We start from the raw sequence: 25,529 nt of genomic DNA on the forward strand, positions 1-25,529 counted from the left end.
AAAAAGATCGAGAAAAAGGATCACGACGGGATCCTGATCGGCGGGTGGCACGTCCAAGCCGCAAGGAGGCCCCCCATGCGCTTGCACCGTACGATCCACCGCCGGACCCTCGTCCTCGCGGCGGCACCCCTCACCGCCGTAACGCTTCTTCTCGCGGGCTGCGGCACCCAGAGCGGGGGCGACGCGGGCGGCAGCGGCACCGTGTCGCCGTCCCCCACCACGTCCCACAAGGGCTGTACGGAGGCGAAGGCGGAGCTCGGCGCCGCCGACACCGGCCACACCTTCTGCCTGACGACGGGCGAGGTGCTCCGCGTCAGCCTCGACGGCACGACCAGCAAGCCCTGGTCGCCGGTCAAGGCCGACGGCGGCGGCCTAGAAGCCACGAACAGCGGCATCGTCCTTCAGGCGGGCGACGCGTCCGCCGCCTTCAAAGCGGTCTCCGCCGGTACGGCCCGCCTGACGTCGTCCCGTCCGCTGTGCCCCAGCGACCCGGCCCGGATCTCGTGCAAAGGCCTTCAGGAGTGGACGGTCACCGTGGTGGTCGCGAAGCCCTAGCTGACGGTCGATGCGCCGCTCGCGGGCCAGGCCGACCAGCGCCGGCAGAGCCAGGACCACGAAGATTCCGAGGACGGTCAGCAGTCCGACGAGGTTGTCTTGGTTGTTCATCAGCGTCTCCATGAACACCACTGTCGCGCCGATGACTCCTTACCGGCAGTGGCAGGACTGCCGCGCACCCTCGAATTACTGCCACTTCCGAGGCACACTGGAGAACATGCTGAAGAACGTGGCCGCAGTGCTGCTCGACGGTGTGCATCCCTTCGAACTCGGCGTCGTCTGCGAGGTGTTCGGCCTCGACCGGAGCGACGAGGGGCTGCCCGTGTACGACTTCGCGATCGCCTCGGCCGAGGGCCCGACCCTCGGCACCCATGTCGCCGGGTTCACCGTCTCCACCCCGCACGGCCTCGACCGGCTCGACGAGGCCGACCTCGTCGTCGTGCCGGCCGGGGACACCTACGCCGTGCGCGACTACCCGCCCGCGCTGCTCGACGCGCTGCGCCGGGCCGTCGAGCGCGGTGCCCGGGTGCTCAGCGTCTGCTCCGGCGTCTTCGTGCTGGGCGCGGCCGGGCTGCTCGACGGGCGGCGCTGCGCGGTGCACTGGCATCACGCGGAGGCGCTCGGCCGGCAGTATCCGCGGGCGATCGTCGAGCCGGACGTGCTGTACGTCGACGAGGACCCGGTGATCACCTCGGCGGGCACCGCGGCCGGAATCGACGCCTGCCTGCATCTGGTGCGCAAGGAGCACGGCCCGGAGGTCGCCAACGCCATCGCCCGCCGCATGGTCGTACCGCCGCATCGCGACGGCGGCCAGGCCCAGTACATCGAGCGCCCGCTGCCCCGCTCCCCCTGCGACACCGTCGGCGAGGTGCTGGTGTGGATGCAGCAGCACCTCGACGAGGAGGTGACCGTCGAGCAGCTCGCGGCCCGCGCCCATATGTCCCCGCGCACCTTCGCGCGCCGCTTCCAGCAGGAGACCGGCACCACGCCGTACCGCTGGATCCTGCGCCAACGGGTGCTGCTGGCCCAGGAGTTGCTGGAGTCCTCGGACGAGACGATGGACGCGGTCGCGGGCCGCACCGGGTTCGGGAACGCGGCCGCGCTGCGCCATCAGTTCGTCCGGAGTCTGGGGACGACCCCGCAGGCGTACCGGCGCACGTTCAGGGGCCCGCGGGCTGCCTGAACGCGCGCCAGTAGACGCGCGGGGCCAGGGCCTTTCCGGCGCGGCACGCCGGAGAGGTGCTAGCGGGGCACTGCCTTGAGCAGCAGTTCGTGCGGCCGCAGGGTGATGCCGACATGGGGCGCGTCGTGGGAGCCGGACACCTGCTCGAAGCGCCACCTGGACGCCACGGTCGCCGTGATCAGGCTGAGCTGGGCCATCGAGAAGTGGTCACTCGGGCACTTCCGGTTGCCCAGGCTGAACGGGCGCATCGCGTACTTCCCTATCTCCTTGGACCGTTCCGGAAGCCAGCGGTCGGGGTCGAAATCCAGGTGCTGCTGGTACGACCGGGGATCGCGCTGGATCGCGTACGGGCTGTAGACGATGTCGGCACCGGCCGGAATGCGATAGCCGCCCAGGTCGGTTTCGGTCACCGCGCGCCGCGTCAATATCCATACGGCGGGGTGCAAACGCAGCGTCTCGATGACGACATTGTTCGTGTGCGACAGCCTCCGGACGTCGTCGAATCCGACGGGCCGGCCGCCCGTGACGGATTCGACCTCCTTGCTCACCCGGTCCGCCTGTTCCGGATGTTCGGTGAGGACTTGCAGGAGCCACATGATCGTGGACGCGATGGTTTCGCTGCCGGGGGTGAGTATCGCGACGACTTGGTCGTGGATCTCCTGTTCGTCGATGGGGTCGCCGTTGTCGTCCTTCGCGTCCAGCAATGCCGTCAGCAAATCGTCCGGCTTTTGACCAGATGCCCGCCGTTCGGCGGTGATCTCGTCGACGATGTCATGCAAATCGGCCAATGCGCGGTCGAATTGGCGGTGGGACGGAAGCGGCAGCCGATAGAGCGGCCCCGCCGGGATCACCATGCGCCGGTACATGCCGCGGAACACGGCGCCGAGCGCGATGCTCAGCCGCTCGGCCCGCTCGTCCATGAACTGGCCGCGCAGCAGACAGCGGGACGCGATGCGGACGGCGACGCGGAACGACTCCGACGTGCAGTCGATCGTCTCCCCCGGCACCATGCGCGTCGCGAACGCGCGCGCCTCCTCCTCCATGATCGACCCGTACTCGTGGATGACGTCGGCCCGGAACGCCGGCTGGATCGTCCGCCGCTGACGCCGGTGCTGCGGCCCGTTGGCCGTCGCGACCCCCTTCTTGCCGAGCAGCCCTTCGAGGGACTCCCACAGCGGGCCGCCGATCTCGTAGTCAGGGCTGAGCGCCAGCGCCCCAGTGAGCTCGGGGGTGGTGACGGCGTACACCGTCTTGGGGCCCAGTTTGAGCCGGACGACGTCGCCGTGGTCGCGCAGTTGGGCCAGGAAGCCCAGCGGGTCGCGGACCAGTTTCCAGCCGTGGCCGAGGCCGGGTACTCCGCCCCCCGCGAGGGGCGGGGTGGACAGCGGCTCCAGCACCTGAGGCGCCTCGGGTCGCACAGACTCGACGGTCATTTCTCACCTGCCGCTTCATTGTTGACGTACGGGGGTGTGGCGCGGTCGTCCCACTTGTCGACCATGTACCGGCCCGACTCGTGGTGGAACCAGTACACGGAGCTGAACCAGTTCCGCATATTGCCGAGGCACGCCGTCACGGCGACGCTCGCCGCGTTTCCCCGCACGGTCCCGTCCGCGAGGGTGTCGGCGAGCCGTAATACGTCCAGTTCGGCGACGAGGAATTCGTTGATGCATTCCTCGACCCGTCGTCGCACTTCTACGACGGATTCTTCGAGAGTCAGCCCTTCATGGTGAATGAGACTGATTCCGAGATTGTGGAATTCGTCGCCCGCTATTTCCTTGGGGAGTGAGCACAGATCGTTGTACCAGGCGGCGAATTCCTGGCTGAGCAGTGCCGCCCTCCGATATGCGGGGTGATTCCGTACCATGGCGGGGAGTTCATAGCCCGCGCTCGGTTCCAGCAGGTCGGTCCAGATCCAGTGCGCGAACGTCAGCCGGCGGAGTTCGAGATACTCCTCGACCGTGGGGACGGTGCCCGAGGAACGGTTCCGGAATTCCCGGTCGTACGCCTCGATCACCGCATGGAAGTGGAGCGCGAACCGCTCGTTCCACTTCTTGCTGAGGAACGAGTACAGGCGCACCATGGTGTCCGCGAACGCCGCGACCAGGGGATCCCGGTGACGCAGATGGTCCCGGGGGGAGTCGAGGGCCGCGTGCAACTGGAACCTGAGCCTCCGCCAGGCGTCCGTCCGGCCGTGGATGACATCGCGGTCGTGGCGGTCGTCCCAGACGAAGAACCACGCGCTGTAGTCCGCTATCGCCTGCATGACCTCGTCGGGGGCGCCAATGTAGTAGCCCGCCATGAGGTCGGTGTAGCACAAGCCGTCGGCATATTCCTCGACCTTGTCCGCCGGCATGAGCCGCTTTTCGAGGAGCCAGGTCCTGGTCTTCTCCTGGAGCCTGGGCCAATACGGGTGCAGTTGACGGGGAAACGCTGCCTCGATCACCGGGAGAGAGAGCGCCGGTGGTACCGCGACCGCTGTTGGTGTCGATGAAGTGCTCTGTGAGAAAGCATGCACGAACAAACCCCTCTCAGCCGCCTGTTGGCGCTACACCCCTCCCGTTGTGCCGGGCGTGCGCCGTTGCGTATCCCCGCACTTCCCATTCAGCACCACAACTGACCGTTCTGGGAACGGATTTGCATCGTTCACTACCCCATGGTGCCGAGAATCTCCCCTTGTGTGACTGAATATGGATCACAAGAAGAGCACAAGGGATCGAACGTGCGACGTACACACGAACGGCGCCTGGTCAGGGGGTACCTGTCCAGACGCCGTACGAGGAGATCAACGAACGGGGCTCACGAGAGATCGAGAACCCCACCTGTCATTTTCTGTCACAGCCGTGCGTGATGACGGCCGCTGTGCTACGTCAGTCGTTCGCGACGATTTCGTAGCGGGGCTCGTTCTCGGCCATCTGCCGCAGCGCGTCCTTGCGCTCGCGCTTGGAGAGCCGGTCGATGTACAGGTAGCCGTACAGGTGGTCCGTCTCGTGCTGGAGGCAGCGCGCGAAGTAGCCGGTGCCGCGCACCTTGATCGGGTTGCCCTTCTCGTCCTGCCCGGTGACCTCGGCGTAGTCGGGGCGGGCCAGCGGCGCGTACGCGGTCGGCACCGAGAGGCAGCCCTCGTTGCTGTCGTCCAGGCGGCGCTGCTCGGCGGGCAGCTCGACGAGCACGGGGTTGCAGACGACGCCCACGTGCTGCTTGCCCTCGTCGTCCATGCAGTCGTAGACGAAGACCTTCAGGTCGACGCCGATCTGGTTCGCGGCCAGGCCCACGCCCTCGGCGGTGCGCTGGCTGGCGAACATGTCGGCGACCAGCTGGTCCAGCTCGTCCCCGAACTCGGTGACGTCCTTGCACTCCTTGTGCAGCACCGGGTTCCCGACGACCGTGATCGGCCGCGAGGTCCCACGCTCACGGTAGGCCGTCTCACGCTCCTCACCGTCCTCGGTGTCGATGACGAAGCCCTCGTCGTCCACGGGGAGCACGCCCACGTGCTGCTGATCGGTGTCCTGCTGCGCCATGACCGACGTACGCCTTCCTCGAAACCAGGGGTGTGGTGCTCATACAGACTAAGGGGGGTCGCGCCCCGAAAGGGGCGCGGGGAACTGCGCGACCAGCCACAACGAACCCGCAGCCGACGACCGACGAGCGCCTAGCAGACCTCTTCCAGATCCCGCCAGTCCCGGGAATCGGGACTGTCGGCAACCCACCCGTCCAACAACCCCCGCACCAGCCCAGCCGGCGCAGCCACCCCACACTCCCGCTCAGGCACCCACAGCTGCCCGTCCGTACGGTGCCCCAGCGGCCCAGGATGCCCGGGCTCACTGTGATCGTGCGGATCCAGATGCTCGCCGTCACCCTCGTCGGACGGCATCCGCGACTCGGAACACATCCGGCACAGCAACCGCACCGACGAAGACCAGTCCTCCGCGGCGAACCCGGCATCGGCGGCCAGCTGCTCCAGCGCGTCCCGGTCGTCCTCGGTGGCCGCCTCAAGGAGGACCACCCAGGTAGGCACCGGGGAGGGCGCCCACAGCTCGATCTCGTCGAACACGGGATAGGCGTGCCCGGCCGCGGTCGTCCGCTCCCCGTGGGGCACCCCGTCGTGCAGCACGACCTCGCCCCAGCGCCGCCCGGACGACGGCAGCGGAATGGACAGCACCTCGACGCGGGCGGGGTCCAGCCTGCGTCCCCACACCACCTCGGCCTCACCCTCCGGAGACAGCCGTACGGCCGCACTGCCCAGGTCCATGCCCACCGGCTCCCCGGAGACGGCGGCGCCGCCGGGCACCCGCAGCCCGTACGCCTGCCAGGCGCGCCGGGCCAGCGGCCAGTCCTGCAAGGCAGTGGCCGCGATGCCCACGTTCCACCAGTCAGGTGCGCCGGTCTCCCGGTCGAGCAGCGCGACGGCCCGCAGACCTGCCGCCCGGGCCTGCTCCCAGTCGTGCCGGAACTTGTGCAGCAGAGCCAGGTTGAACCAGGACTCGGACAGCCACGGCTCCAGGTCCGCGGCGCGCGTCAGCAGCGCTCCCGCGTCCTCGTACCGGCCGTCGCCGATCAGCGTGAACGCACGGTCGGTGGCCTGCCGCCATGAGGCGGAGGGCCGGTGTCGTCCCTTGCCGAAGATCCTCACGATTCCCGCCTGCCAGTTCCTTACGATTCCCGCCTGCCGGTCCTTTGAAGAGTCCTTGAAGACAGTGCAGCCCCGGGCTGGCCCGTGCCCCCGAACACCCTCTTCCTCGCATCCAACCACGTACCGTCGGACGGGCGCTCATTACCCATGGGTTACCCAGCCTGGGGCAGGGTAAGGCCACCCCGCAACAGCACCCTGGCCAGCGACTCCACGACCTCCGGCTGATAGTCGCGGGCGGTGGCCAGGCGCAGCTTCTCCAGTGCGGTCAGGGTCCCTCCGGGCCCTGCTTCCCGGGCCAGCTCCTCGTATGCGTTCACGGCCCGGACGATCCGCGCGGTGACCGGCTGCTCCCGGTACGGGTCCGCCTGCCGCTCCACCACCACGGCGACCTCGGCGTCCACCCCGGTCTGGCGTACGACGGCGCCGCCGAGGAGGGCTATCCGCCGCTGTTCGTCGGCGGCGAGCGCGGAGGTGGCCCCGGCGGGGACGGGATCGACGAGGCTGAGCTGCCCGATGTCGTGCATCAGTGCCGCGTACTCCAGAACGGTCAGATCGGGCTCGGAGAGGCCCAGCTCCCGCCCGACGGCCCTGCTGAGGGCGGCCACCCGTCGCGCGTGCCCCGCGGGCGTGTATCCGGCGATCTCGGTCGCCCGCGCGAGGGAGGCGATGGTCTGCCGATAGGTGACGCGCACGGCCGCGTACCGCCGGAAGGACAGCTGGGTGAGCAGCAGGGGCAGCGAGAACACGGGCAGCGCCCACAGCCCCACGACCGCCACGGCGAGCGACATCACGGCCCCGGTCGCGCACACGGCCGACCCGATGCCGAGCGTGGCCCGCAGCTCGTCCCACAGCAGCGGCCCGAACGGCCACCGGGTGCGCGTGTGCGCCAGCGCCGCCGCGAGCACGGCGTCGCACAGCGCGGTGAGCACGAGCAGCGCGACCAGCAGCAGCGCGTACGCCGGGCCGCCCCACTCCAGCAACCGGCCCTGGTTGTAGAGCGGTTGGAAGCAGACAGCGGCGAAGGCGACGGTGAGAACGCGCCGGGTGAGGTGGTCGACGGTCGGCCCCCGCCCCCTGGCCACATGCGGCACACATCCCAGCAGGGCCGCCGCGGCGACGACCGTGACGACCTGGAAAACCCCGTGATGGGTGGGTTGACCGGCCTGCTCCCCGAGCAGTGCGTACGACAGTGCCGCCGAGGCCCCGAGCGGAGCCGACTCCCGCTCTTCGGCACCGGACCAGCGGGTGAGTTCGCCGACCGTGATGAGGATGCCGAAGGCGAGGGCGGTACCGCGTTCGTCGAGGCCGTGCCAGAGGGTGTCGGCGAGGGCGACGAGGGTGAGGAGGAGGGTGAGGGCACGGACGAGGGAGAGGGGGACGGGGAGCCTTGGATGCCACGGGAAACGGCCGGACCGGGCGACAAGCCGGGGGGTGAGGGCACTCATGGAGCCCTCCGCCCCGCGGAGTCTTGTAGGCCCCCTTGTGGCGAGCTGGAAACCGGTGGAGTGGGCGGGTGAACATCTGCGGTCACCGCGGGATGCCAGCCATACCGGTCCAAGGCCCGCACCAGGGCCAACACCATCCCCGGATCGAACTGCGCCCCCGAGCACCGCTCAAGCTCCTCCAGCGCCGCCGGCACCGGCCGAGCCCGCCGGTAAGACCGCGTGGACGTCATCGCGTCGAACGCGTCGGCGACAGCCACCACCCGCGCGAACTCCGGAATCTGCGCCCCCACCAGCCCGTACGGATACCCGCTGCCGTCCAGCCGCTCATGGTGGTGCAGGATCGCCGACCGCGCCTCCCCCAGAAAACCGATGCCGCGCACCATCTCGTGCCCGTACTCGGGATGCAGCTCGATGACCCGCCGTTCCTCGGGCGTCAGCGGCCCGTCCTTGCGCAACAGCCGCGTGGGCACACCGAGTTTGCCCACGTCATGCAGGATCCCGGCGAACCGCAGCACTTCGACGCGCTCGTCGTCCATGCCGAGTTCCCGCGCGATCATCATCGACGCCTGCCCGACCCGCTCGCTGTGCCCGCGGGTGTACCCGTCCTTGATGTCGACGGCCTGGACGAGCGCGCGAATCGTGGCCTGGTGGGCGGCCCGCTCCCGGTGGTACTGCGCGAACACCCAGGAGGACACGTACATCGGCAGCAGCACGAGCAACGCGGCGACAGGCCCGTACGGACTGCGCCACAGCACCGCCATCATCAGCCCCGCGAGCCCGTGCACGGCGACGGGTGCGAGGGAGCGGGCGAAGAGCCCGCGCCAGGCGCCGCGCACCGGCACCCGGTCGGCGAGCGCCAGGATCCCGCCGTCGAGGACGGTCAGCACGAGGCAGAACGTGAGCACTCCGGCGCCGGCGGGCACGAGCGCGTACGGGAAGTGGGGTGCGACCACCGCGTCCCGGCCGCCCAGCGCCCAGTGCACCCGGGAGGTCGCCCAGATCGCGACGGCGAGCTGGGCCGCCCGCCAGACCCGGCGCAGCCACCGCGGCCGTTGTTCGACCCGGGCGAGCAGCGCCCCCGGCAGCGCGACGAGCGCGGCGGCGGGAGGCGGCAGCAGAAAGGCCCCGGCCAGCAGCACGGGGAGGAAGGTGCCCATGCCCTTCGGGGCGTCACGGGCGTCACGGCCGGGGGCGCCCGCTCCCCTCGTCCCACGCGGCAGCGTGATCCGCTCGCACCCGGCGTACAGCACGGCGAGCAGCGCGACGACCCACCACGGAACGTGGAGGTGCGGCAGGGGGGCCATGCAGGCCAGGGCGGCGAGGACGACACAGGCCACGTACACACGGGCCCACGCCGGAACCGACCCCATCCTCGTCCCCTCCCCGACTTCAGGCTCCGGAGCCTAGAACGGCGGGGGCGGCACGGGGACGGGTATGGCTGAATCCGCGGGCTCAGAGCCCGCGGATTAGCACGTTCGGGTGATAAGCGGACGATCTTCGTCCGGATAGTCCTACGACTCGCCCCGGGTGTCTTACGACTCCTGGGGCGTCGCCGTCACATCGTGCTCCGGCACGACCTGCCCGGAGCGGATCAGATCGATGCGGCCCATGACCTTGGCGCGCAGATCGGTCGGCACGTCGTCCTGGCCGCAGCAGCGCTTGACCAGCTTCTTCACGGCCTGCTCCAGGCCGTACTTCTCGAGGCAGGGGGAGCACTCCTCGAAGTGCACCTCGAACTTGGTGCAGTCCGCGTCCGGCATCTCATGGTCGAGGAACTCGTAAAGGTGGTCGAGTACCTCACTGCAATCCGTCTCGTGCGGCTCTCCGCAGCTCATGAGCCCGAGCCTTTCGCTTCGTTCGACTCTCCGGCACCGGCCGGAACCAGCCCGCGGTCACGCGCGTAGTCCTCGAGCATGCCGCGCAGTTGACGGCGGCCCCGGTGCAGCCGGGACATCACCGTACCGATGGGTGTCCCCATGATGTCCGCGATCTCCTTGTACGCAAAGCCCTCTACGTCGGCGAGATAGACCGCGATGCGGAATTCCTCGGGGATCGCCTGCAGCGCCTGCTTCACGTCCGAGTCGGGCAGGTGGTCGAGCGCCTGCGACTCGGCGGAGCGCAGACCCGTCGACATGTGCGACTCGGCGCGCGCCAGCTGCCAGTCCTCGATCTCCTCGGCCGCGGAGCGCTGGGGTTCACGCTGCTTCTTGCGGTACGAGTTGATGAAGGTGTTGGTGAGAATGCGATACAGCCATGCCTTGAGGTTGGTGCCCTCGCGGAACTGGTGGAACGACGCGTACGCCTTCGCGTACGTCTCCTGCACCAGGTCCTCGGCGTCGGCCGGGTTGCGCGTCATGCGCAGGGCGGCCGAGTACATCTGGTCGAGGAATTCGAGCGCGTCCCGCTCGAAGCGCGCGGTGCGCTCGGCGGACGACTCCGTGCTCGTGCCCTGGCCCTCGGGCTGCTCCGCCTGGCCGTGATCGGTCCCTGCGTCGGTCCCAGGTACCGGACCCACCTCCTCCAGCGTTGTCGTGAGACCGAGACCGGTCCCACTGGAATCGGAGGATAGACGAACATCAGGCCCACCCGCCGCCCGAATAGGGGCGTTCTTGCCTGCGTGCAGCACCGTCCAGTCCAGGTCAGCGCGGCTGCTGCGGCTCGGGCAGATGGTCGAACCCATGCGGCGGACTTCCTCTCGTACGAACGGTCCAGCACGGTCCGTGCTGTCTGCTCGGCACAACAGTCGTCCGTCAGGCAACATTCCCGGGTGTCACCCGAGTGACGCGGTCCACTGCACGACGCCGTCCGTGATGATCTTCAGCGCGTCGGCCTGATCGAGCGGCGCCCTCTTGGGGACGGCGAAGCCGTGATCGCCGTACGGCACCTCGATCAGCTCGTACGAGCCCTGCGGGAACTCCTCCGGCTTCCCGAACGGATCGTTGCCGCCCTGGACGACGAGTGTGGGCACCCCGGAGCCGAGCAGCTCGTCGGCGCGGGACTTCTCGGGCTTGCCCGGCGGGTGCAGCGGGAAGCCGAGCGCGAGCACGGCGGCGGCGCCGAGCTCCGTCGCCGTACGACAGGCGACGCGGGCACCGGCGCTGCGACCGCCGGAGACGACGGGCGGCCCCGGCTTCACCAGCACCGGCCACACCCCCCGCCACCCCACGTCCAGCGTCTTCGGCGCGGGCGCCACCTTCTTCCCGGCCACCCGCCAGGGCTGCTCGACGAGCGCGACGCTCACCCCCTGGCCCGGCAGCACCTCCGCCAGCGCCTGAAGGTCCCGCGCCTCGATGCCACCGCCCGCGCCATGGCTGAGGGCGAGGACGAGCCGCGCCTTCCTCGCCCGGTGCCAGGTGACGCGGGCGGTACCGGCGTCCGTCTCGACGCTCTCCGTCGTGTCATCCGTCGTGTCATCCGTCGTGTCATCCGTCACGTCAGAAGAGTGTGCCCTCTTCGGGCCCCTCCAGCTCCTTCAGCAGCTCCGGCCCGTTGTTGCGGACGTTGCTGACCGCCGTGGAGACGGGGTACGCGCGCATCAGCCCGGCGGGCGGCGCCGCGAGCAGCTCGCGCAGGCCGTCGGCGTCGGTGCGGGCCGGGTCGAGCCAGGCGTCCCAGCGGTCCGGGGTGAGCATCAGGGGCATCCGGGGGTGGATGTCGGCCAGGGCGTGCGGGCCCTCGGCGGGCGCGATCGCGAGCGGCGAGGTCTCCGCCTCGGTCGTGATGACCGAGCACGTCACCCACCACGCCTGCGGATGGTCGTCGGGGAGGGTCTTGTCGCGCCAGAACTCGTACAGCCCAGCCATCGCGAAGACCGAACCGTCCGCCGGAGTCACGAAGTACGGCTGCTTGCGCGGGCGCTTCTTCCTGCCCTCGACCTCCAGATCGCGCTCGGCGGCGCCGGTGACCCACTCGTAGTAGCCGTCCGCGGGGAGGATGCAGCGCCGGGCGGTGAAGGCGCGACGGTACGAGGGCTTCTCGTGCACGGTCTCGGCGCGTGCGTTGATCATCCGGGCGCCGCCCTCGGGCGTCTTGGCCCAGGACGGGACGAGCCCCCACTTGAGCTTGCGCAGCTGGCGAACCGGGCGCGGGTCTTCGGCGTCCTTAACGGGACGGTCCAGGACCGCGTAGACCTCCTTGGTCGGGGCCACGTTGAAATCGGGTGCCAGGGTCTCCTCGGGTTCCCACTTCTCGATCTCAAAGATTCCTGCGAGATCCTCGGGCCTACGACTCGATGCATACCGTCCGCACATACGTGCCACACTGCCAGATTCCACGCGACCCGAGGGAGCCCAAGCCGACAATGGACAGCACCGCATCCACCTCGCTGGCCTCTCTCTGGGACCAGGTCTCCGGCACCCAGCCGGACCCCGATCTGTGGGTGGTGATCGCCACCCTGGTCGCGGCTCTGGCGGTGATCGTCCCGCACGACGTCTGGCGCGTCTCCCGCAACGCCATCACCATCGCGCACGAGGGCGGCCACGGTCTGATCGCGCTGCTGACCGGACGCAGTCTCAGCGGCATCCGGCTGCACTCCGACACCAGCGGCCTCACCGTCAGCCGCGGCAAGCCCACCGGCCTCGGCATGATCCTCACCGCCGCCGCGGGCTACACCGCTCCGCCGCTGCTCGGCCTCGGCGGCGCCGCGCTGCTCGGCGCGGGCCGCATCACCCTGCTGCTGTGGCTGGCCTCGGCCCTGCTCGTCGCCATGCTGGTGATGATCCGCAACGCGTACGGCGCGCTCACCGTGGTCCTCACCGGCGGCGTGTTCCTGCTGGTGTCCTGGCTCGCCGGCCCCCAGGTACAAGCCGCCTTCGCCTACGCCGTGGTGTGGTTCCTCCTGCTCGGCGGCGTCCGCCCGGCCTTCGAACTCCAGGCCAAGCGCAGCCGGGGCGGCGCGGGCGACTCGGACGCGGACCAGCTGTCACGCCTGACACACGTCCCGGCGGGCCTGTGGCTGTTCCTTTTCCACGCAGTGTCACTGTGTTCCCTGATAGGCGGCGGCCGCTGGCTGCTCCAGGTCTAACTTTTCGAGGCAGCGACTCCGAGACGGGCCTCTTCAGGCGCGCCCCTTCAGGCGCGCGAGGCTGTGACATTTGCGGCTCCGCCGCGGGGCGCGACCAGCCACAACGCACCCGCAGCCAACAGACGACCCGCATTCCCCGGCCAAACCCAGCGGAGCGAACCCCCACTAAAGTGGAGCCCATGACCGCGAACCCCGCCCACACCGCCCTCTGGCCCGCCCCGCACGCAAGCGGAGCCGTCGACGCGACGGTCCACGTGCCGGGGTCCAAGTCGGTCACCAACCGCGCCCTCGTCCTCGCCGCGCTGGCCTCGGAGCCGGGCTGGCTGCGCCGCCCGCTGCGCTCCCGCGACACGCTGCTGATGGCGGGCGCGCTGCGCGCGATGGGCGTCGGCATCGAGGAGACGGTGGCGTCCAGCTCCACGGTCGCCGCGGGCCCGGACGCCTCGGGCGAGGCCTGGCGGGTCATCCCCTCGGGCCTGCACGGCCCGGCCGCGGTCGACGTCGGCAACGCCGGCACCGTGATGCGCTTCCTGCCCCCGGTCGCCGCCCTCGCGGACGGCCCCATCCGCTTCGACGGCGACCCGCGGTCGTACGAGCGCCCGCTGAACGGCGTGATCGACGCGCTGCGCCTGCTCGGCGCCCGGATCGACGACGACAGCCGTGGCGCGCTGCCGCTGACCGTGCACGGCGGCGGCGCCCTGGACGGCGGCCCGGTGGAGATCGACGCCTCGTCGTCCTCGCAGTTCGTGTCGGCCCTGCTCCTCTCGGGTCCGCGCTTCAACCAGGGCGTCGAGGTCCGCCACATCGGTTCGGCGCTCCCCTCCATGCCGCACATCCGGATGACGGTCGACATGCTGCGCGCGGTCGGCGCCCAGGTGGACACCCCGGAGTCGGGCGGCGAGCCGAACGTCTGGCGGGTCACGCCGGGCGCCCTGCTCGGCCGCGACCTGATCATCGAGCCGGACCTGTCGAACGCGCAGCCGTTCCTCGCTGCGGCCCTGGTGACCGGCGGCACGGTCGTCATCCCGGACTGGCCCGCGCGCACCACCCAGCCCGGTGACAAGCTGCGGGAGATCTTCACCGAGATGGGCGGTTCCTGCGAACTGACCGACAGCGGGCTGGAGTTCACCGGTTCGGGCGCGATCCACGGCATCGACGTGGACCTGAGCGAGGTCGGCGAGCTGACCCCGGGCATCGCGGCGGTCGCCGCCCTCGCGGACTCCCCCTCGACCCTGCGGGGCGTGGCCCATCTGCGCCTGCACGAGACGGACCGGCTGGCCGCGCTCACCAAGGAGATCAACGAGCTCGGCGGTGACGTCACCGAGACCGCCGACGGCCTGCACATCCGCCCGCGCCCGCTGCACGGCGGCGTCTTCCACACGTACGACGACCACCGCATGGCCACGGCCGGCGCGATCATCGGGCTGGCGGTGGAAGGCGTGCGGATCGAGAACGTGGCGACGACGGCGAAGACCCTGCCGGACTTCCCGGACATGTGGACCGGAATGCTCGGGAACTGACGGGCGGACCGGGATCATGCGCCGTTACGGCAAGCACACCGACGAGGACGACATCCGCCAGCGCCCCAACCGCAAGGGCAACCGGCCTCGTACGAACATCCGCCCCAAGCACGAGGAGGCGGTCGAGGGCATGGTCCTCACCGTCGACCGGGGCCGCCTGACCTGCCTCGTCGAGGACCGCGTGGTCATGGCGATGAAGGCCCGCGAACTGGGCCGCAAGGCCGCGATCGTCGGCGACCGTGTCGCCATCGTCGGCGACCTGTCCGGCGAGAAGGACACCCTCGCCCGCATCGTCCGCATCGAGCCGCGCAGCTCCGTGCTGCGCCGCACGGCCGACGACGACGATCCGTACGAGCGCGTGGTCGTCGCCAACGCCGACCAGCTCGCCATCGTCACCGCCCTCGCGGACCCCGAGCCGCGCCCGCGCCTGATCGACCGGTGCCTGGTCGCGGCGTACGACGGCGGCCTCACCCCGCTCCTGGTCCTCACCAAGTCGGACCTGGCCTCCCCGGACGAACTCCTGGAGCTGTACGGGGCGTTGGGCGTCCCCTACGTCGTGACCAGCCGCGAGGAGCTGGAGAGCGGCGAAGCGATCGAGCGCGTACGCAAGCAGCTGGACGGCAAGATCACGGCGTTCGTCGGCCACTCGGGTGTGGGCAAGACGACCCTGGTCAACGCGCTCGTATCGCTGGAGCGGCGACGCAGCACCGGAGTCGTCAACGCCGTCACCGGGCGCGGTCGGCACACCACCACGTCGGCACGCGCGATCCCGCTGCCCGGCGAGTCCGGCTGGGTCATCGACACCCCGGGCGTCCGCTCCTTCGGCCTGCACCACGTGGACCCGTCCCGTGTCATCAAGGCCTTCCCCGACCTCGAACCCGGCACCGAGGGCTGTCCGCGCGCGTGCAGCCACGACGAGCCGGACTGCGCCCTGGACCAGTGGGTGGCGGACGGTCACGCGGACCCGCAGCGGCTGTACTCCCTGCGCAGGCTGCTGGCCACGCGCGAGCGCAGGGAAGGCGACTGATCCCCGCGAGAGAGGGGCGTCCCTTCACGTCCTGACCTCCGCGTTGTTTGCGTACGCGGCCCGTCGGTAAGTGCTTCTCCGGTCGGTAAATGCATAATCACACCAAGCCGGATCCAAGCCAGAAAAGCCAGACGAAGCAGTCGACGTGCGGACGCGGGAGGTCAAGACATGGCGTGGCTGCTGGTCGTTGTGGCGGGGCTCCTCGAAACCGGCTTCGCCGTCTGTCTGAAGCTCTCGCACGGCTTCACCAGATTCTGGCCGACGGTCGCGTTCTGCGTCTTCGCGCTCGGCAGCTTCGGCCTGCTGACCCTCGCGCTCAGGAAGCTCGACGTCGGCCCGGCGTACGCGGTGTGGACCGGCATCGGCGCGGCGGGCACGGCCATCTACGGCATGATCTTCCTCGGCGACCTGGTCTCGACGCTCAAGATCGTCTCGATCAGCTTCGTCATCATCGGAGTCATCGGCCTCCAGCTGTCGGGCTCGGCCCACTAGGGCCTGTCTTTCGGACCAGGCCCTGGCCGGCGAACTCCCTAGATCACCTCCCGTACCCGCGGGAAGTGGCAGGCCGCACCGTCCCCTTCGAGGACGGGCACATCATGGGCGCACCGCTTGCGCTCCTCCTCGGCGAGTTCGGCGTACAGCGGGCAGCGCGCCCGGAACCGGCACCCCTCGTGCCGCTCGGTCGGGCTCGGCGGGTCCCCGGCGAGCAGGATCCGCGTGCGCTGCCGCTCCCGCTCGCGCTCCGGATCGGGCAGCGGTACGGCGGACAGCAGGGCCTGGGTGTACGGGTGCCGGGGCCGCTCGAAGACCTCCTGGACCGGCCCGGACTCCACGGTCCGCCCCAGGTAGACGACGCTGACCCGGTCCGCGATGTGCCGGACGACGGACAGGTCGTGCGAGACGAAGAGATAGGCGAGCCCCAGCTCCGTCTTCAGCCGGTCCAGCAGCTCAAGGACACCCGCCTGCACGGAGACGTCGAGCGCCGACACCGGCTCGTCGAGCACGAGCAGTTCCGGCTCGACCGACAGCGCCCGCGCGATACCGACGCGCTGGCGCTGACCGCCGGAGAACTCGTGCGGGAAGCGCTCCGCGTGCCCCGGTTCGAGCCCGACCTGGGTGAGCAGTTCGGGCACGCGCCGGGCGACGGTGGCCCGGTCCGCGCCCTGGGTGCGCAGCGGCTCGGCGATGATGTCGCCGACCGGCATGCGCGGGTCGAGGGAGGCCATCGGGTCCTGGAAGACGATCTGCACACGCCTGCGGACCGCCTTCACCTCCTCCTTGGTCAGGTCCCCGATCCGCTGCCCGAACAGCTCGATGGATCCGCCCTCGGGCGCGGCGAGTTCGAGCAGCTCGAACAGGGTCGTCGACTTCCCGGACCCCGACTCTCCGACGAGGGCCAGGGTCTCCCCGCGCCGGATGTCGAGGTCTACGCCGTCGACGGCGTACACGCTCCCGACCCGCCGCTTGAAGGCGCCGCCCTTGAGCAGGGGGAAGGTCTTGGTGAGCCCGCGCACCTTCAACACGGGTTCGCCGGCGGGGACTTCTCCCCGGGGCCGCGCGTCGTCCAGCCGGGGCACGGCGCCGAGGAGCTTGCGCGTGTACGGCTCCTGGGGCCGCCCGAAGACCTGGACCGCCGTCCCCGCCTCGACGACCCGCCCCTCGTGCATGACCGCCACCCGGTCCGCCATCCCGGCGATCACCCCGAGGTCATGGCTGACCAGCAGCAGCGCGGCGCCGGTCTCCCGCTGGGCGGTGCGCAGCACGTCGAGCACCTGGGCCTGGATGGTGACGTCGAGGGCGGTGGTCGGTTCGTCGGCGAGGATGACGTCCGGCTCGTTGGCCATCGCCATGGCGATCATCGCGCGCTGGCGCATTCCGCCGGAGAACTCGTGCGGGAAGGCCCGCGCCCGGGACGCGGGAATGCCGACGAGGTCGAGCAGTTCGCCCGCGCGTTCCAGGGCACGTTCCCGTGACACGTCCTGATGGGCTCGTACGGCCTCCGCGATCTGTTCGCCGATCCGGTACACGGGCGTGAAGGCGGACAACGGGTCCTGAAAGACCATCGAGATCCGCCGGCCCCGGATCCGGGTCAACTCCCGTTCGCCGGCGCCGATCAGCTCCTGCCCGTCGAGCCGTACGGACCCTCGTACCGCCGCGTTGTCCGGCAGCAGCCCGAGAACGGCGAGCGCGGTGGCGGACTTCCCCGACCCCGACTCGCCCACCAGGCCGAGGACTTCGCCCCGCGCCAGCGAGAAGCCGACGTCACGGACGGCGGGCCTGCCGTCGAAGTCGACGTCGAGACGGGCCACTTCGAGCACCGGCCGGGTCACCGCCCCGCCCCCTTCCTCCGTGGACGGCTGCGCGCGGTCGGGTCCAGCGCGTCCCGCAGCCCGTCCCCCACCAGGTTCACGGCCAGGACGAACACGACCAGCAGCCCGGCCGCGTAGAAGAACATCCAGGGGTACGTCACGGCCGCCCCGGTCCCGGAGGCGATGAGCGTCCCCAGTGAGACATCCGGCGCCTGCACCCCGAACCCGAAGTACGACAGCGCGGTCTCGCTCATCACGGCCCCGCCCACCGCGATGGTCGCGTCGATGATCAGGAAGGAGGCGACGTTCGGCAGCACATGCCGCCAGATGATCCGGAACGGCCCGACCCCCATGAACCGCGCCGCGCGCACGAATTCCCGCTCCTTCAGGGACAGCGTCATGGACCGCACCACCCGCGCGGTGATCATCCACCCGAACACGGCGAGCAGCCCGACGAACGCGAACCAGCCGCCACTGCGCAGCCGCGGCGAGATGATCGCGATGATGAGGAAGGACGGGAAGACGAGGAGCAGGTCCACGAAGAACATCAGCGCCCGGTCGGCCCACCCGCCGAAGTACCCGGCACACGCACCGACGAGCGAGGCGAGCCCGGTGGAGAAGACGGCGACCAGCAACCCGATGAGCAAGGACTTCTGAAGCCCCCGCACGGTCTGCGCGAACACGTCCTGCCCGATCCGGTTGGTCCCCCACCAGTGCTCGGCGCTGGGCCCCGACCGCAGCGCGGTGTAGTCGATGTGGCTGTACGACCACGGGGTGACGTACGGCCCGACGAAGGCCAGCAGGAACAGCAGCACGAGGACGACAGCTCCGGCGAGCGCGCCCCGGTTGCGCAGGAAGCGGCGCAGCACGACGGATCCGCGGCCCACCGGACGTACCACCGCGGCAGTGATCGTGGTCATGACGCCTGCCGGATACGCGGGTCGAGGGCGGCGTGCAGCACGTCGGCGAGGAAGCCGGACAGCAGCACGGTCACGGCGGCGAACACATTGACGGCGACGACGGAGTTGACGTCGTTCTTGCCGATCGACGAGACGAACCACTCCCCCATCCCGTGCCAGCCAAAGATCGTCTCCGTGAACGTGGCACCGGTGAACAGCGCCAGGAAGCCGTACGAGAAATACGTCGACATCGGGATGAGCGCCGTCCGCAGCCCGTGCCTGAGCAGCACCGTCCGACGGCCGAGCCCCTTGGCCCGCGCCGTACGCAGATAGTCGGACCCGAGGACGTCGAGCATGGTGTTGCGCTGATACCGGCTGTAACTGGCGATGGCGAACAGCGCGACGGACAGCGTCGGCAACAGCAGATGCACGGCCCGGTCCCTGAGCACGGCCCAGAACCCGCCCTCCAGTCCCGGACTCTTCTCCCCCGTGAACTGGATGAGATCCGTCCCCGTCTTCTGGTTGAACCAGATGGCGCCGGTCTTGAGCAGAATCGCCAGCAGGAACACGGGGGTCGACAGCAGCGCGAACGACGCGAGCGTCACGGCCCGGTCGCTGAAGCGGTACTGGCGCACGGCGGTCCAGGCCCCGACCAGTACACCGGCGACCGTACCGAGCACGGTCCCCGCGAGCAGCAGCCGCAGACTGACGCCGATGCGCCGCCCGAACTCCGCGTTCACGGACGTGTCGTCGATCGTCCTCCCCAGATCGCCGCGCACCGCGTGCCCCGCCCAGCGCAGAAAGCGGGTGAGCAGCGGCTCGTGGTCGTTCACCCCGATCTCGGTCAGATGGTGATCGACCGCGCTCGCGGAGACGGGTGGCTGCCGGCCCTCGTAGTACTCGCGCGGGTCGAGCGCGAACGAGGCCAGCAGATAGGAGAGGCAGACGGCGGCCAGCAGCAGGACGGCGTAATAGCCGAGGCGTTTGGCCAGATAGGCAGGCACATCACGCATCCTTCCGCCCCACTGTTGCACCACTATGAAGAGAACATGACAGCAGTCCAGAACGGCTCCCCCGACTGCCGTAGCCGTTCTACGTTCGGCGCATTCACCGATGACCACCGGCTCCCGCCGGACCCCGCAGGAGCCCCCGGGGACACCCCTCCTGGGCCCCATGGGGACATCCCACAAAGGACACCGACATGCGCAGAACCCCCGCCGGGGCCCTGGTCGCCGCCACCGCGGCCGCCGCGTTGCTGGTGAGCGGCTGCGGCTCGTCCGGCGACGACAAGCCCCAGGCACAGAAGAGCGCCGCCCCGGCCGGCAGCCAGCAGATCAACGCCCACCCGCTCGCCGACATCCAGCAGGGCGGCACCCTCAAGCTCGCGATCTCCCAGTGGATCGCGGACTTCAACCGCTACACCGCCAACGGCAACCAGGGCGACGCCGCCTCGATCAACGAACTCGTCGAACCCAGCCTCTTCACCGCCGACGCACGCGGCGAGGTCCACCCCAGCACGGACTTCCTGCTCTCCGCCGCGGTGACCTCCACCAGCCCCCAGACCGTCGTATACAAGCTGAACCCCAAAGCCAAGTGGTCCGACGGGAAACAGCTGAGCTGGCGCGACTTCAACGCGCTCTGGAAGGCGACCAACGGCACGAACAAGGAATACGAGGCAGCCAACACCTCCGGCTACGACCAGATCAGCGCGGTCGAACAGGGCGCCGACGCCCACCAGGTGAAGGTCACCTTCTCCTCCCCGTACGCCGACTGGAAGCGCCTCTTCGACCCCCTCCTGCCCGCCGCGGGCATCGACACCCCCGCCAAGTTCAACAAGGGCTGGACGGAGAAGATCCCGGTCACAGGCGCAGCCTTCAAGATCTCCTCGTACGACAAAACGGCCCAGACGATCACCGCGGTCCCGGACCCCGACTGGTGGGGCACGAAGCCCAAGCTGGACTCGGTCGTCTTCCGCGCACTGGACTACACGGCCTGGACGGACGCGTACCTCAACAAGGAGATCGACTACGCCTCCGCGATCCTCCCCGAGGACTACAAGCGCCTGGCGAAAGCAGCCGACACGGACATCCGCACCGGCGCCCGCTGGGACGAGGTCCACATCACCCTCAACGGCGCCCGGGGCCCGCTCAAGGACGTCAAGGTCCGCCAGGCGATCCAGCACGCCATCGACCGCAAGTCCATCGCCACCGCCTTCGGCAAGGACCTCCCGGTCCAGCTGAAGACGTACGGCAGCCACTTCTTCATGCCCAACCAGGCGGGCTACCAGGACAACTCCGGTACGTACGGCACCTACGACGTGACGGCGGCCGGCAAACTCCTCGACGAGGCCGGCTGGAAGCTCAAGGGCGACACCCGGGCCAAGGACGGCAAGCAGCTCGCCCTCACCTACACCCTCAGCGCGGGCAGCACGTCGGCCCAGGAGGACCAGGCCGAGCTGATCCAGGCGCAGCTGGCCGCGATCGGTATCAAGGTCTCCATCAAGAAGGTCCCCACGAACGACTACTTCTCCAAGTACGTCACCATCGGCAACTTCGACCTGGTCAGCTTCCGCTGGGTCGACCAGACCTTCCGCTCCGAGGCGTACCCGATCTACCGCCAGACGTCCGGCAAGAACCTGTACGAGAACTACGGCTCGGTCGGCTCCCCGGCCATCGACGCCCTCCTCAAGAAGGCGGGCGAGACCACGGACACCACCGAACAGGCCAAGCTCTACAACGAGGCCGACACCAAGATCTGGGCCCTCGGCCACTCCATCCCGCTCTACCAGCGCCCCCAGGTCCTGGCAGTCCGCTCGAACCTCGCCAACTACGGCGCGGGCGGACTGGCGGACGACGACTTCACGAAGGTCGGCTGGCTCAAGAAGAAGTAACCCTCTACACGCCGAGCCGGTGGGACGGGGTCAACGCGGCCTTCACCAGATCCGTGACCCCGCCCTCACCGGGCGGCGCCGACACACAGGACAAGGCGATACGCACGACAAGCTCGCAGGAGCGGACCAGCTCGGACGTGTCCGCCTTGGAGCCGGAGAGCGTGGCAACGGCCCGGTCCCGCACCAGCGCCACGAAGTCGGAGGGCGAGGGCAACGGCCCGTCGGCCCGTCGCTGCGCGGGCACCGCGGACGACGAGGGCACCGCCGACAACGTCGGCGAGGGCAGCCGCTCACTCCAGCACCCCGTCAGCATCGCCCTCACCAAGACGTTGCTCCGCGCGGCCGACGCGGTCCACTCAGCGGTGGCGAGCAGCCGCTCCCGCGCATCCACATGCGCGGCCAGCGCCCGGTCGACCCCCACGAGATAGGCGTCGGCCTCCCGCCGCACAAGGGCACGCGCGAGCCCCTCCTTACTCCCGAACTCGTTGTAGAGCGTCTGACGTGACACTCCGGCCACGGCGGCCACATCGACCATCCGTACGGCAGACCAAGCACGACGCACGAGCGCCGTATATGCGGCGTCCAAGAGGGATTCCCGCGCTGCAGGCATCATCGCCTCCCTGGGGCGAGCGGCTCTGCAGCTCAGATTTGACGCGCACAGAGGCACTGTCAAGGGTTCGCGGCGGCCCCAAGGGGCGCGAACAACTGCTCGCACGCACCCAATCCGGAACGCGAGCCCCCGACAAGGGACACCCGCGAACGGAGAGAAGGGGCCGGGTCGGGGGTGTCCGCCCGCAGCGGATGGCGCGTCGACGCCGGTTCCTCGGAACCCAACCGATTCCGCGCCGGACCGAGGACGGATACCCCCGGCCCGGCCCCGCCCCACAACGAACACCAGGCGCCCCAAGACGGCCCGCAGCCGGAACCGGAGAGCAGCTGCCAAAACCCGGAACCGAAACCGGGCGGAACCGAAACCGGGATGATCCCGGGCCCCTGTGGCCCGATCCCAGAACAGGCAGATACGGTTCGCTCATGCCCGACTACCACGATGACCTGCGTCTCGCCCACGTCCTCGCGGACGCCGCCGACGCCGCGACGATGGCCCGGTTCAAGGCACTCGATCTGAAGGTCGAGACCAAGCCGGACATGACGCCGGTGAGCGAGGCGGACAAGGCCGCCGAGGAGCTCATCCGCGGCCAGCTCCAGCGGGCGAGGCCACGCGACGCGATCCTCGGCGAGGAGTACGGCATCGAGGGCACGGGCCCGCGCCGCTGGGTCATCGACCCGATCGACGGCACCAAGAACTACGTACGCGGCGTCCCCGTCTGGGCCACGCTGATCTCCCTGATGGAGGCGGGCGAGGGCGGCTACCAGCCCGTCGTCGGCGTGGTCTCGGCGCCGGCGCTGAGCCGCCGCTGGTGGGCCGCGAAGGGCCACGGCGCGTTCACCGGCCGCAGCCTCTCCTCGGCCTCGCGCCTCCAGGTCTCCAAGGTCTCCCGCATGGCCGACGCGTCCTTCGCGTACTCGTCCCTGTCCGGCTGGGAGGACCAGGGCCGCCTCGACGGCTTCCTCGATCTCACGAAGGCCGTCTGGCGCACCCGCGGATACGGCGACTTCTGGCCGTACATGATGGTCGCCGAGGGCTCGGTGGACATCTGCGCGGAGCCCGAGCTCTCGCTCTGGGACATGGCGGCGACCGCGATCGTGGTGACCGAGGCGGGCGGCTCCTTCACCGGCCTCGACGGCCGCCCGGGCCCGCACAGCGGGAACGCGGCCGCGTCGAACGGCATCCTCCACGACGAACTGCTGGGTTACCTGAACCAGCGGTACTGAGCTGGGGTTCCCGGGGCACCTCCGGGCGCCCCCGAACTCACCGCACGCGCCCCCTTGTTGACCCTCCCTTTAACTGCGACTCTGAGAGTCCCCCCACTTGTGAACTTGTGAATCCATGCGCAAGCCCACCCCGTGGGACAAGCCCATCGGATTCGTAGGAGGTGGCTCCGTCCATGCTCGTCCGCGACGCCATGAGCACGGTGGTCCTCACCATCGGCCCGGCACACACTCTCCGCCAGGCGGCCCGCCTGATGTCCGCACGCCGCGTAGGCGCGGCCGTCGTCCACGACGAGGACTCCAGCGGCCTCGGCATCATCACCGAGCGCGACATCCTCAACTCACTCGCCCTGGGCCAGAACCCGGACACCGAGACCGCAGGCACCCACACCACCACCGACGTCGTCTTCGCCGCACCCGCCTGGACCCTGGAGGAGGCCGCGACGGCGATGTCGCACGGCGGCTTCCGCCACCTGATCGTGCTCGATGGCAACGGCCCGGTCGGCATCGTCTCGGTCCGCGACATCATCCGCTGCTGGGCCCCGGTACGGCAGCACGTACCGGCGTAAGCCCTCCACACACCTGCACGCCAGCGGGCCGGACCCCGAACGGGGACCCGGCCCGCCATCCACGACAAGCGTTCCAGTACTGGTTCTCAGCCGCGCAAAGCCTGGACGGCGGCTTCCAGCCGCTTGCCGAAGTCGCCGTCCGCCCGGCGGAAGTTGTCGATCGCCCGCTCGGCGATGTCGTCACGGGAGACCTTGGCGATGAAGCCCGCCACGTTCTCGATCAGACGCCCCTTCTCGTCCTCGGACATCAGCCGGTAGAGGTTGCCCGCCTGTACGAAGTCGTCGTCCTCGGAGTGGACGGGGGCGGCGATGTCACCGGTGTATCCGGTGACCGCGACCGGCTGCCACAGCGGCCTGCCCGTCTCGAAGGGACCGCCGAAGCTGTTGGGCTCGTAGTTCTTCGCACCCTTGTGGCGCCCGTCGTACAGGAAGCCGTCACGCGAGTTGGTGCGCGCCTCGGTGGCGTGCGGCCGGTTCACCGGCAGGTGGTCGGCGTTGATGCCGACGCGGTAGCGGTGGGCGTCGCCATAGGCGAAGAGCCGCCCCTGGAGCATCTTGTCGGGCGAGGGCCCGATACCCGGCACGAAGTGAGCGGGCGAGAAGACGCTCTGCTCGACCTCGGCGAAGACGTTCTCCGGGTTGCGGTTGAGCTCAAGCTTCCCGATCTCGACCGGCGGGTAGTCCTCGTGCGGCCACACCTTGGTGAGGTCGAACGGGTTGAAGCGGTACGTGGCCGCCTCGGCCGCCGGCATGATCTGCACCTGTACGGTCCAGGACGGGAGGTCACCGCGTTCGATGGCCTCGCGCAGGTCGCGCTGGTGGGAGTCGGGGTCCTCACCGGCGAGCTTGTTGGCCTCGTCCTGGGTGAGGTTCTTGATGCCCTGGTCGGTCTTGAAGTGGTACTTGACCCAGAAGACCTCGCCGGCCTCGTTGTTCCACTCGTACGTGTGCGAGCCGTACCCGTTGAGGTGCCGATACGAGGCGGGAATCCCGCGGTCACCGAAGAGGCAGGTCACCTGATGCGTGGACTCGGGGGACAGCCCCCAGAAATCCCACACGTTGTCGGCTTCCTGCGACCCGGTGTACGGGTCGCGCTTCTGCGTGTGGATGAAGTCGGGGAACTTGATGGCGTCCTTGATGAAGAACACCGGGGTGTTGTTGCCGACAAGGTCGTAGTTGCCCTCCTCGGTGTAGAACTTCAGCGCCCACCCGCGGGGGTCGCGCACGGCGTCGGCGGAGCCGAGGTTGCCGGCGACGGTCGAGAAGCGCAGGAAGGTCTCGGTCTGCTTGCCGACCTCGGAGAGGAACGCGGCACGGGTCCACTGCGAGACGTCACGGGTCAGCGTGAAGGTGCCGTACGCACCGGCGCCCCGTGCGTGCACGACCCTCCCCCACTGCCTTAAAGGCGTGGGGGGACCCCCACCGGAATGCGCTCACGGTTGAAGTGCGCGAGCTTCTCCAGCAGCAGCTGGTCCTGAACGAGGACGGGCCCGCCGACGCCCGCGGTCTCGCTGTTCTGGTTGTCGGCCACCGGCGCGCCGGCCTCCGTCGTAAGCGGTCCCTGCGTCATGTGCGCCTCCTGCGTCATTCCTGCCCAGTCCTGCCCTTTGGCCAATACCGAACTCGATCCCATATTGGACAAAGTCCAA

General features: G+C 69.7%; 23 protein-coding genes and 1 pseudogene. 9 read left to right on the forward strand and 15 right to left on the reverse strand.

Annotated elements, in window-relative coordinates; all coding sequences use genetic code 11:
- Positions 1-75 precede the first annotated feature (75 nt).
- Positions 76-555 carry a hypothetical protein gene (locus OIC96_RS15890; RefSeq protein ID WP_330307202.1) on the forward strand — a complete coding sequence of 160 codons (480 nt, stop codon included), beginning with the start codon at positions 76-78 and terminating at the stop codon, positions 553-555.
- Positions 556-772: 217 nt separating this feature from the next.
- On the forward strand, positions 773-1,738 hold the full coding sequence (locus OIC96_RS15895; RefSeq protein ID WP_330307201.1) for a GlxA family transcriptional regulator: 966 nt from the start codon (positions 773-775) through the stop codon (positions 1,736-1,738).
- A gap of 59 nt (positions 1,739-1,797) precedes the next feature.
- On the opposite strand, the gene OIC96_RS15900 is transcribed toward OIC96_RS15895, so the two are convergent.
- The 10 genes from OIC96_RS15900 to OIC96_RS15945 all read right to left on the reverse strand — a co-directional run bounded on the left by OIC96_RS15900 (position 1,798) and on the right by OIC96_RS15945 (position 12,063).
- Positions 1,798-3,171 (reverse strand): bifunctional albaflavenone monooxygenase/terpene synthase, encoded by a 1,374-nt coding sequence (locus tag OIC96_RS15900; RefSeq protein ID WP_330307200.1) that lies wholly within the window; start codon positions 3,169-3,171, stop codon positions 1,798-1,800.
- Positions 3,168-4,253: an epi-isozizaene synthase gene (gene cyc1, locus OIC96_RS15905; RefSeq protein WP_330307199.1), complete on the reverse strand. Its 1,086-nt coding sequence runs from the start codon at positions 4,251-4,253 to the stop codon at positions 3,168-3,170. Before cyc1 ends, OIC96_RS15900 begins: the two co-directional genes overlap by 4 nt.
- A gap of 352 nt (positions 4,254-4,605) precedes the next feature.
- A complete protein-coding gene (gene def / locus OIC96_RS15910; RefSeq protein WP_330307198.1) occupies positions 4,606-5,256 on the reverse strand; it encodes a peptide deformylase in 651 nt (216 codons plus the stop codon).
- Between the two features lie 131 nt (positions 5,257-5,387).
- Positions 5,388-6,368 (reverse strand): tetratricopeptide repeat protein, encoded by a 981-nt coding sequence (locus OIC96_RS15915; protein ID WP_327431602.1) that lies wholly within the window; start codon positions 6,366-6,368, stop codon positions 5,388-5,390.
- A 152-nt stretch (positions 6,369-6,520) separates the two neighbouring features.
- Positions 6,521-7,813, reverse strand: a complete 1,293-nt coding sequence (locus tag OIC96_RS15920; protein ID WP_330307197.1) for an HD-GYP domain-containing protein — start codon at positions 7,811-7,813, stop codon at positions 6,521-6,523.
- Positions 7,810-9,183 (reverse strand): HD-GYP domain-containing protein, encoded by a 1,374-nt coding sequence (locus OIC96_RS15925; RefSeq protein WP_330307196.1) that lies wholly within the window; start codon positions 9,181-9,183, stop codon positions 7,810-7,812. The genes OIC96_RS15920 and OIC96_RS15925 overlap by 4 nt, the downstream gene beginning before the upstream one ends.
- Positions 9,184-9,345: 162 nt before the next feature.
- Complete coding sequence (gene rsrA / locus OIC96_RS15930; RefSeq protein WP_327431599.1) at positions 9,346-9,648, reverse strand: mycothiol system anti-sigma-R factor; 303 nt, start codon at positions 9,646-9,648, stop codon at positions 9,346-9,348.
- A complete protein-coding gene (gene sigR, locus OIC96_RS15935; protein WP_327431598.1) occupies positions 9,645-10,328 on the reverse strand; it encodes an RNA polymerase sigma factor SigR in 684 nt (227 codons plus the stop codon). The genes rsrA and sigR overlap by 4 nt, the downstream gene beginning before the upstream one ends.
- 255 nt (positions 10,329-10,583) lie before the next feature.
- Positions 10,584-11,246, reverse strand: coding sequence for an alpha/beta hydrolase family protein (locus OIC96_RS15940; RefSeq protein WP_330307195.1), 663 nt, complete (start codon positions 11,244-11,246; stop codon positions 10,584-10,586).
- Between the two features lies 1 nt (position 11,247).
- Positions 11,248-12,063 carry an SOS response-associated peptidase gene (locus OIC96_RS15945; RefSeq protein WP_330307194.1) on the reverse strand — a complete coding sequence of 272 codons (816 nt, stop codon included), beginning with the start codon at positions 12,061-12,063 and terminating at the stop codon, positions 11,248-11,250.
- A 50-nt stretch (positions 12,064-12,113) separates the two neighbouring features.
- On the opposite strand from OIC96_RS15945, the gene OIC96_RS15950 reads away from it, so the two are divergent.
- From OIC96_RS15950 to OIC96_RS15965, 4 genes are all read left to right on the forward strand, one after another.
- Positions 12,114-12,836, forward strand: coding sequence for a M50 family metallopeptidase (locus OIC96_RS15950; RefSeq protein ID WP_330307193.1), 723 nt, complete (start codon positions 12,114-12,116; stop codon positions 12,834-12,836).
- Positions 12,837-13,015: 179 nt separating this feature from the next.
- On the forward strand, positions 13,016-14,356 hold the full coding sequence (gene aroA / locus OIC96_RS15955; protein ID WP_330307192.1) for a 3-phosphoshikimate 1-carboxyvinyltransferase: 1,341 nt from the start codon (positions 13,016-13,018) through the stop codon (positions 14,354-14,356).
- 16 nt (positions 14,357-14,372) lie between these two features.
- The gene (gene rsgA / locus OIC96_RS15960) at positions 14,373-15,383 is read left to right on the forward strand and encodes a ribosome small subunit-dependent GTPase A (protein WP_330307191.1); all 1,011 of its coding nucleotides are present in this window, start codon (positions 14,373-14,375) and stop codon (positions 15,381-15,383) included.
- Between the two features lie 168 nt (positions 15,384-15,551).
- A complete protein-coding gene (locus tag OIC96_RS15965) occupies positions 15,552-15,875 on the forward strand; it encodes a DMT family transporter (protein ID WP_327431592.1) in 324 nt (107 codons plus the stop codon).
- A 38-nt stretch (positions 15,876-15,913) separates the two neighbouring features.
- Here OIC96_RS15965 and OIC96_RS15970 read toward each other — a convergent pair whose 3' ends face one another.
- From OIC96_RS15970 to OIC96_RS15980, 3 genes are read right to left on the reverse strand one after another with little or no spacing between them, the layout of a single operon-like run.
- Positions 15,914-17,713 carry an ABC transporter ATP-binding protein gene (locus OIC96_RS15970; RefSeq protein ID WP_330307190.1) on the reverse strand — a complete coding sequence of 600 codons (1,800 nt, stop codon included), beginning with the start codon at positions 17,711-17,713 and terminating at the stop codon, positions 15,914-15,916.
- Positions 17,710-18,612 (reverse strand): ABC transporter permease, encoded by a 903-nt coding sequence (locus OIC96_RS15975; protein ID WP_330307189.1) that lies wholly within the window; start codon positions 18,610-18,612, stop codon positions 17,710-17,712. The genes OIC96_RS15970 and OIC96_RS15975 overlap by 4 nt, the downstream gene beginning before the upstream one ends.
- On the reverse strand, positions 18,609-19,595 hold the full coding sequence (locus tag OIC96_RS15980) for an ABC transporter permease (protein ID WP_330310282.1): 987 nt from the start codon (positions 19,593-19,595) through the stop codon (positions 18,609-18,611). Before OIC96_RS15980 ends, OIC96_RS15975 begins: the two co-directional genes overlap by 4 nt.
- A 197-nt stretch (positions 19,596-19,792) precedes the next feature.
- Here OIC96_RS15980 and OIC96_RS15985 point away from each other — a divergent pair, with 197 nt between their 5' ends.
- Positions 19,793-21,481 (forward strand): ABC transporter family substrate-binding protein, encoded by a 1,689-nt coding sequence (locus OIC96_RS15985; RefSeq protein ID WP_330307188.1) that lies wholly within the window; start codon positions 19,793-19,795, stop codon positions 21,479-21,481.
- Between the two features lie 4 nt (positions 21,482-21,485).
- Here OIC96_RS15985 and OIC96_RS15990 read toward each other — a convergent pair whose 3' ends face one another.
- A complete protein-coding gene (locus OIC96_RS15990; protein ID WP_330307187.1) occupies positions 21,486-22,091 on the reverse strand; it encodes a TetR/AcrR family transcriptional regulator in 606 nt (201 codons plus the stop codon).
- Between the two features lie 422 nt (positions 22,092-22,513).
- Between OIC96_RS15990 and hisN the strand changes: the two genes are divergently transcribed.
- Together hisN and OIC96_RS16000 are read left to right on the forward strand one after the other, a co-directional pair.
- The gene (hisN, locus tag OIC96_RS15995) at positions 22,514-23,314 is read left to right on the forward strand and encodes a histidinol-phosphatase (RefSeq protein WP_327431588.1); all 801 of its coding nucleotides are present in this window, start codon (positions 22,514-22,516) and stop codon (positions 23,312-23,314) included.
- 173 nt (positions 23,315-23,487) lie between these two features.
- Positions 23,488-23,880 (forward strand): CBS domain-containing protein, encoded by a 393-nt coding sequence (locus OIC96_RS16000; RefSeq protein WP_327431587.1) that lies wholly within the window; start codon positions 23,488-23,490, stop codon positions 23,878-23,880.
- Positions 23,881-23,966: 86 nt separating this feature from the next.
- On the opposite strand, the pseudogene OIC96_RS16005 reads toward OIC96_RS16000, so the two are convergent.
- Positions 23,967-25,468 (reverse strand): annotated as a pseudogene (locus tag OIC96_RS16005) (catalase).
- Between the last annotated feature and the right edge of the window lie 61 nt (positions 25,469-25,529).

The organism is Streptomyces sp. NBC_00775 (assembly GCF_036347135.1).
Lineage (GTDB): Bacteria > Actinomycetota > Actinomycetes > Streptomycetales > Streptomycetaceae > Streptomyces > Streptomyces lutosisoli.

Coding starts and splice junctions, on each gene's coding strand:
- OIC96_RS15890 (WP_330307202.1), top strand. CDS start 76: ATGCGCTTGCACCGTACGATCCACCGCCGGACCCTCGTCCTCGCGGCG.
- OIC96_RS15895 (WP_330307201.1), top strand. CDS start 773: ATGCTGAAGAACGTGGCCGCAGTGCTGCTCGACGGTGTGCATCCCTTC.
- OIC96_RS15900 (WP_330307200.1), bottom strand. CDS start 3,171: ATGACCGTCGAGTCTGTGCGACCCGAGGCGCCTCAGGTGCTGGAGCCG.
- def (WP_330307198.1), bottom strand. CDS start 5,256: ATGGCGCAGCAGGACACCGATCAGCAGCACGTGGGCGTGCTCCCCGTG.
- OIC96_RS15920 (WP_330307197.1), bottom strand. CDS start 7,813: ATGAGTGCCCTCACCCCCCGGCTTGTCGCCCGGTCCGGCCGTTTCCCG.
- OIC96_RS15925 (WP_330307196.1), bottom strand. CDS start 9,183: ATGGGGTCGGTTCCGGCGTGGGCCCGTGTGTACGTGGCCTGTGTCGTC.
- rsrA (WP_327431599.1), bottom strand. CDS start 9,648: ATGAGCTGCGGAGAGCCGCACGAGACGGATTGCAGTGAGGTACTCGAC.
- OIC96_RS15945 (WP_330307194.1), bottom strand. CDS start 12,063: ATGTGCGGACGGTATGCATCGAGTCGTAGGCCCGAGGATCTCGCAGGA.
- OIC96_RS15950 (WP_330307193.1), top strand. CDS start 12,114: ATGGACAGCACCGCATCCACCTCGCTGGCCTCTCTCTGGGACCAGGTC.
- aroA (WP_330307192.1), top strand. CDS start 13,016: ATGACCGCGAACCCCGCCCACACCGCCCTCTGGCCCGCCCCGCACGCA.
- rsgA (WP_330307191.1), top strand. CDS start 14,373: ATGCGCCGTTACGGCAAGCACACCGACGAGGACGACATCCGCCAGCGC.
- OIC96_RS15965 (WP_327431592.1), top strand. CDS start 15,552: ATGGCGTGGCTGCTGGTCGTTGTGGCGGGGCTCCTCGAAACCGGCTTC.
- OIC96_RS15975 (WP_330307189.1), bottom strand. CDS start 18,612: ATGACCACGATCACTGCCGCGGTGGTACGTCCGGTGGGCCGCGGATCC.
- OIC96_RS15985 (WP_330307188.1), top strand. CDS start 19,793: ATGCGCAGAACCCCCGCCGGGGCCCTGGTCGCCGCCACCGCGGCCGCC.
- OIC96_RS15990 (WP_330307187.1), bottom strand. CDS start 22,091: ATGCCTGCAGCGCGGGAATCCCTCTTGGACGCCGCATATACGGCGCTC.
- hisN (WP_327431588.1), top strand. CDS start 22,514: ATGCCCGACTACCACGATGACCTGCGTCTCGCCCACGTCCTCGCGGAC.
- OIC96_RS16000 (WP_327431587.1), top strand. CDS start 23,488: ATGCTCGTCCGCGACGCCATGAGCACGGTGGTCCTCACCATCGGCCCG.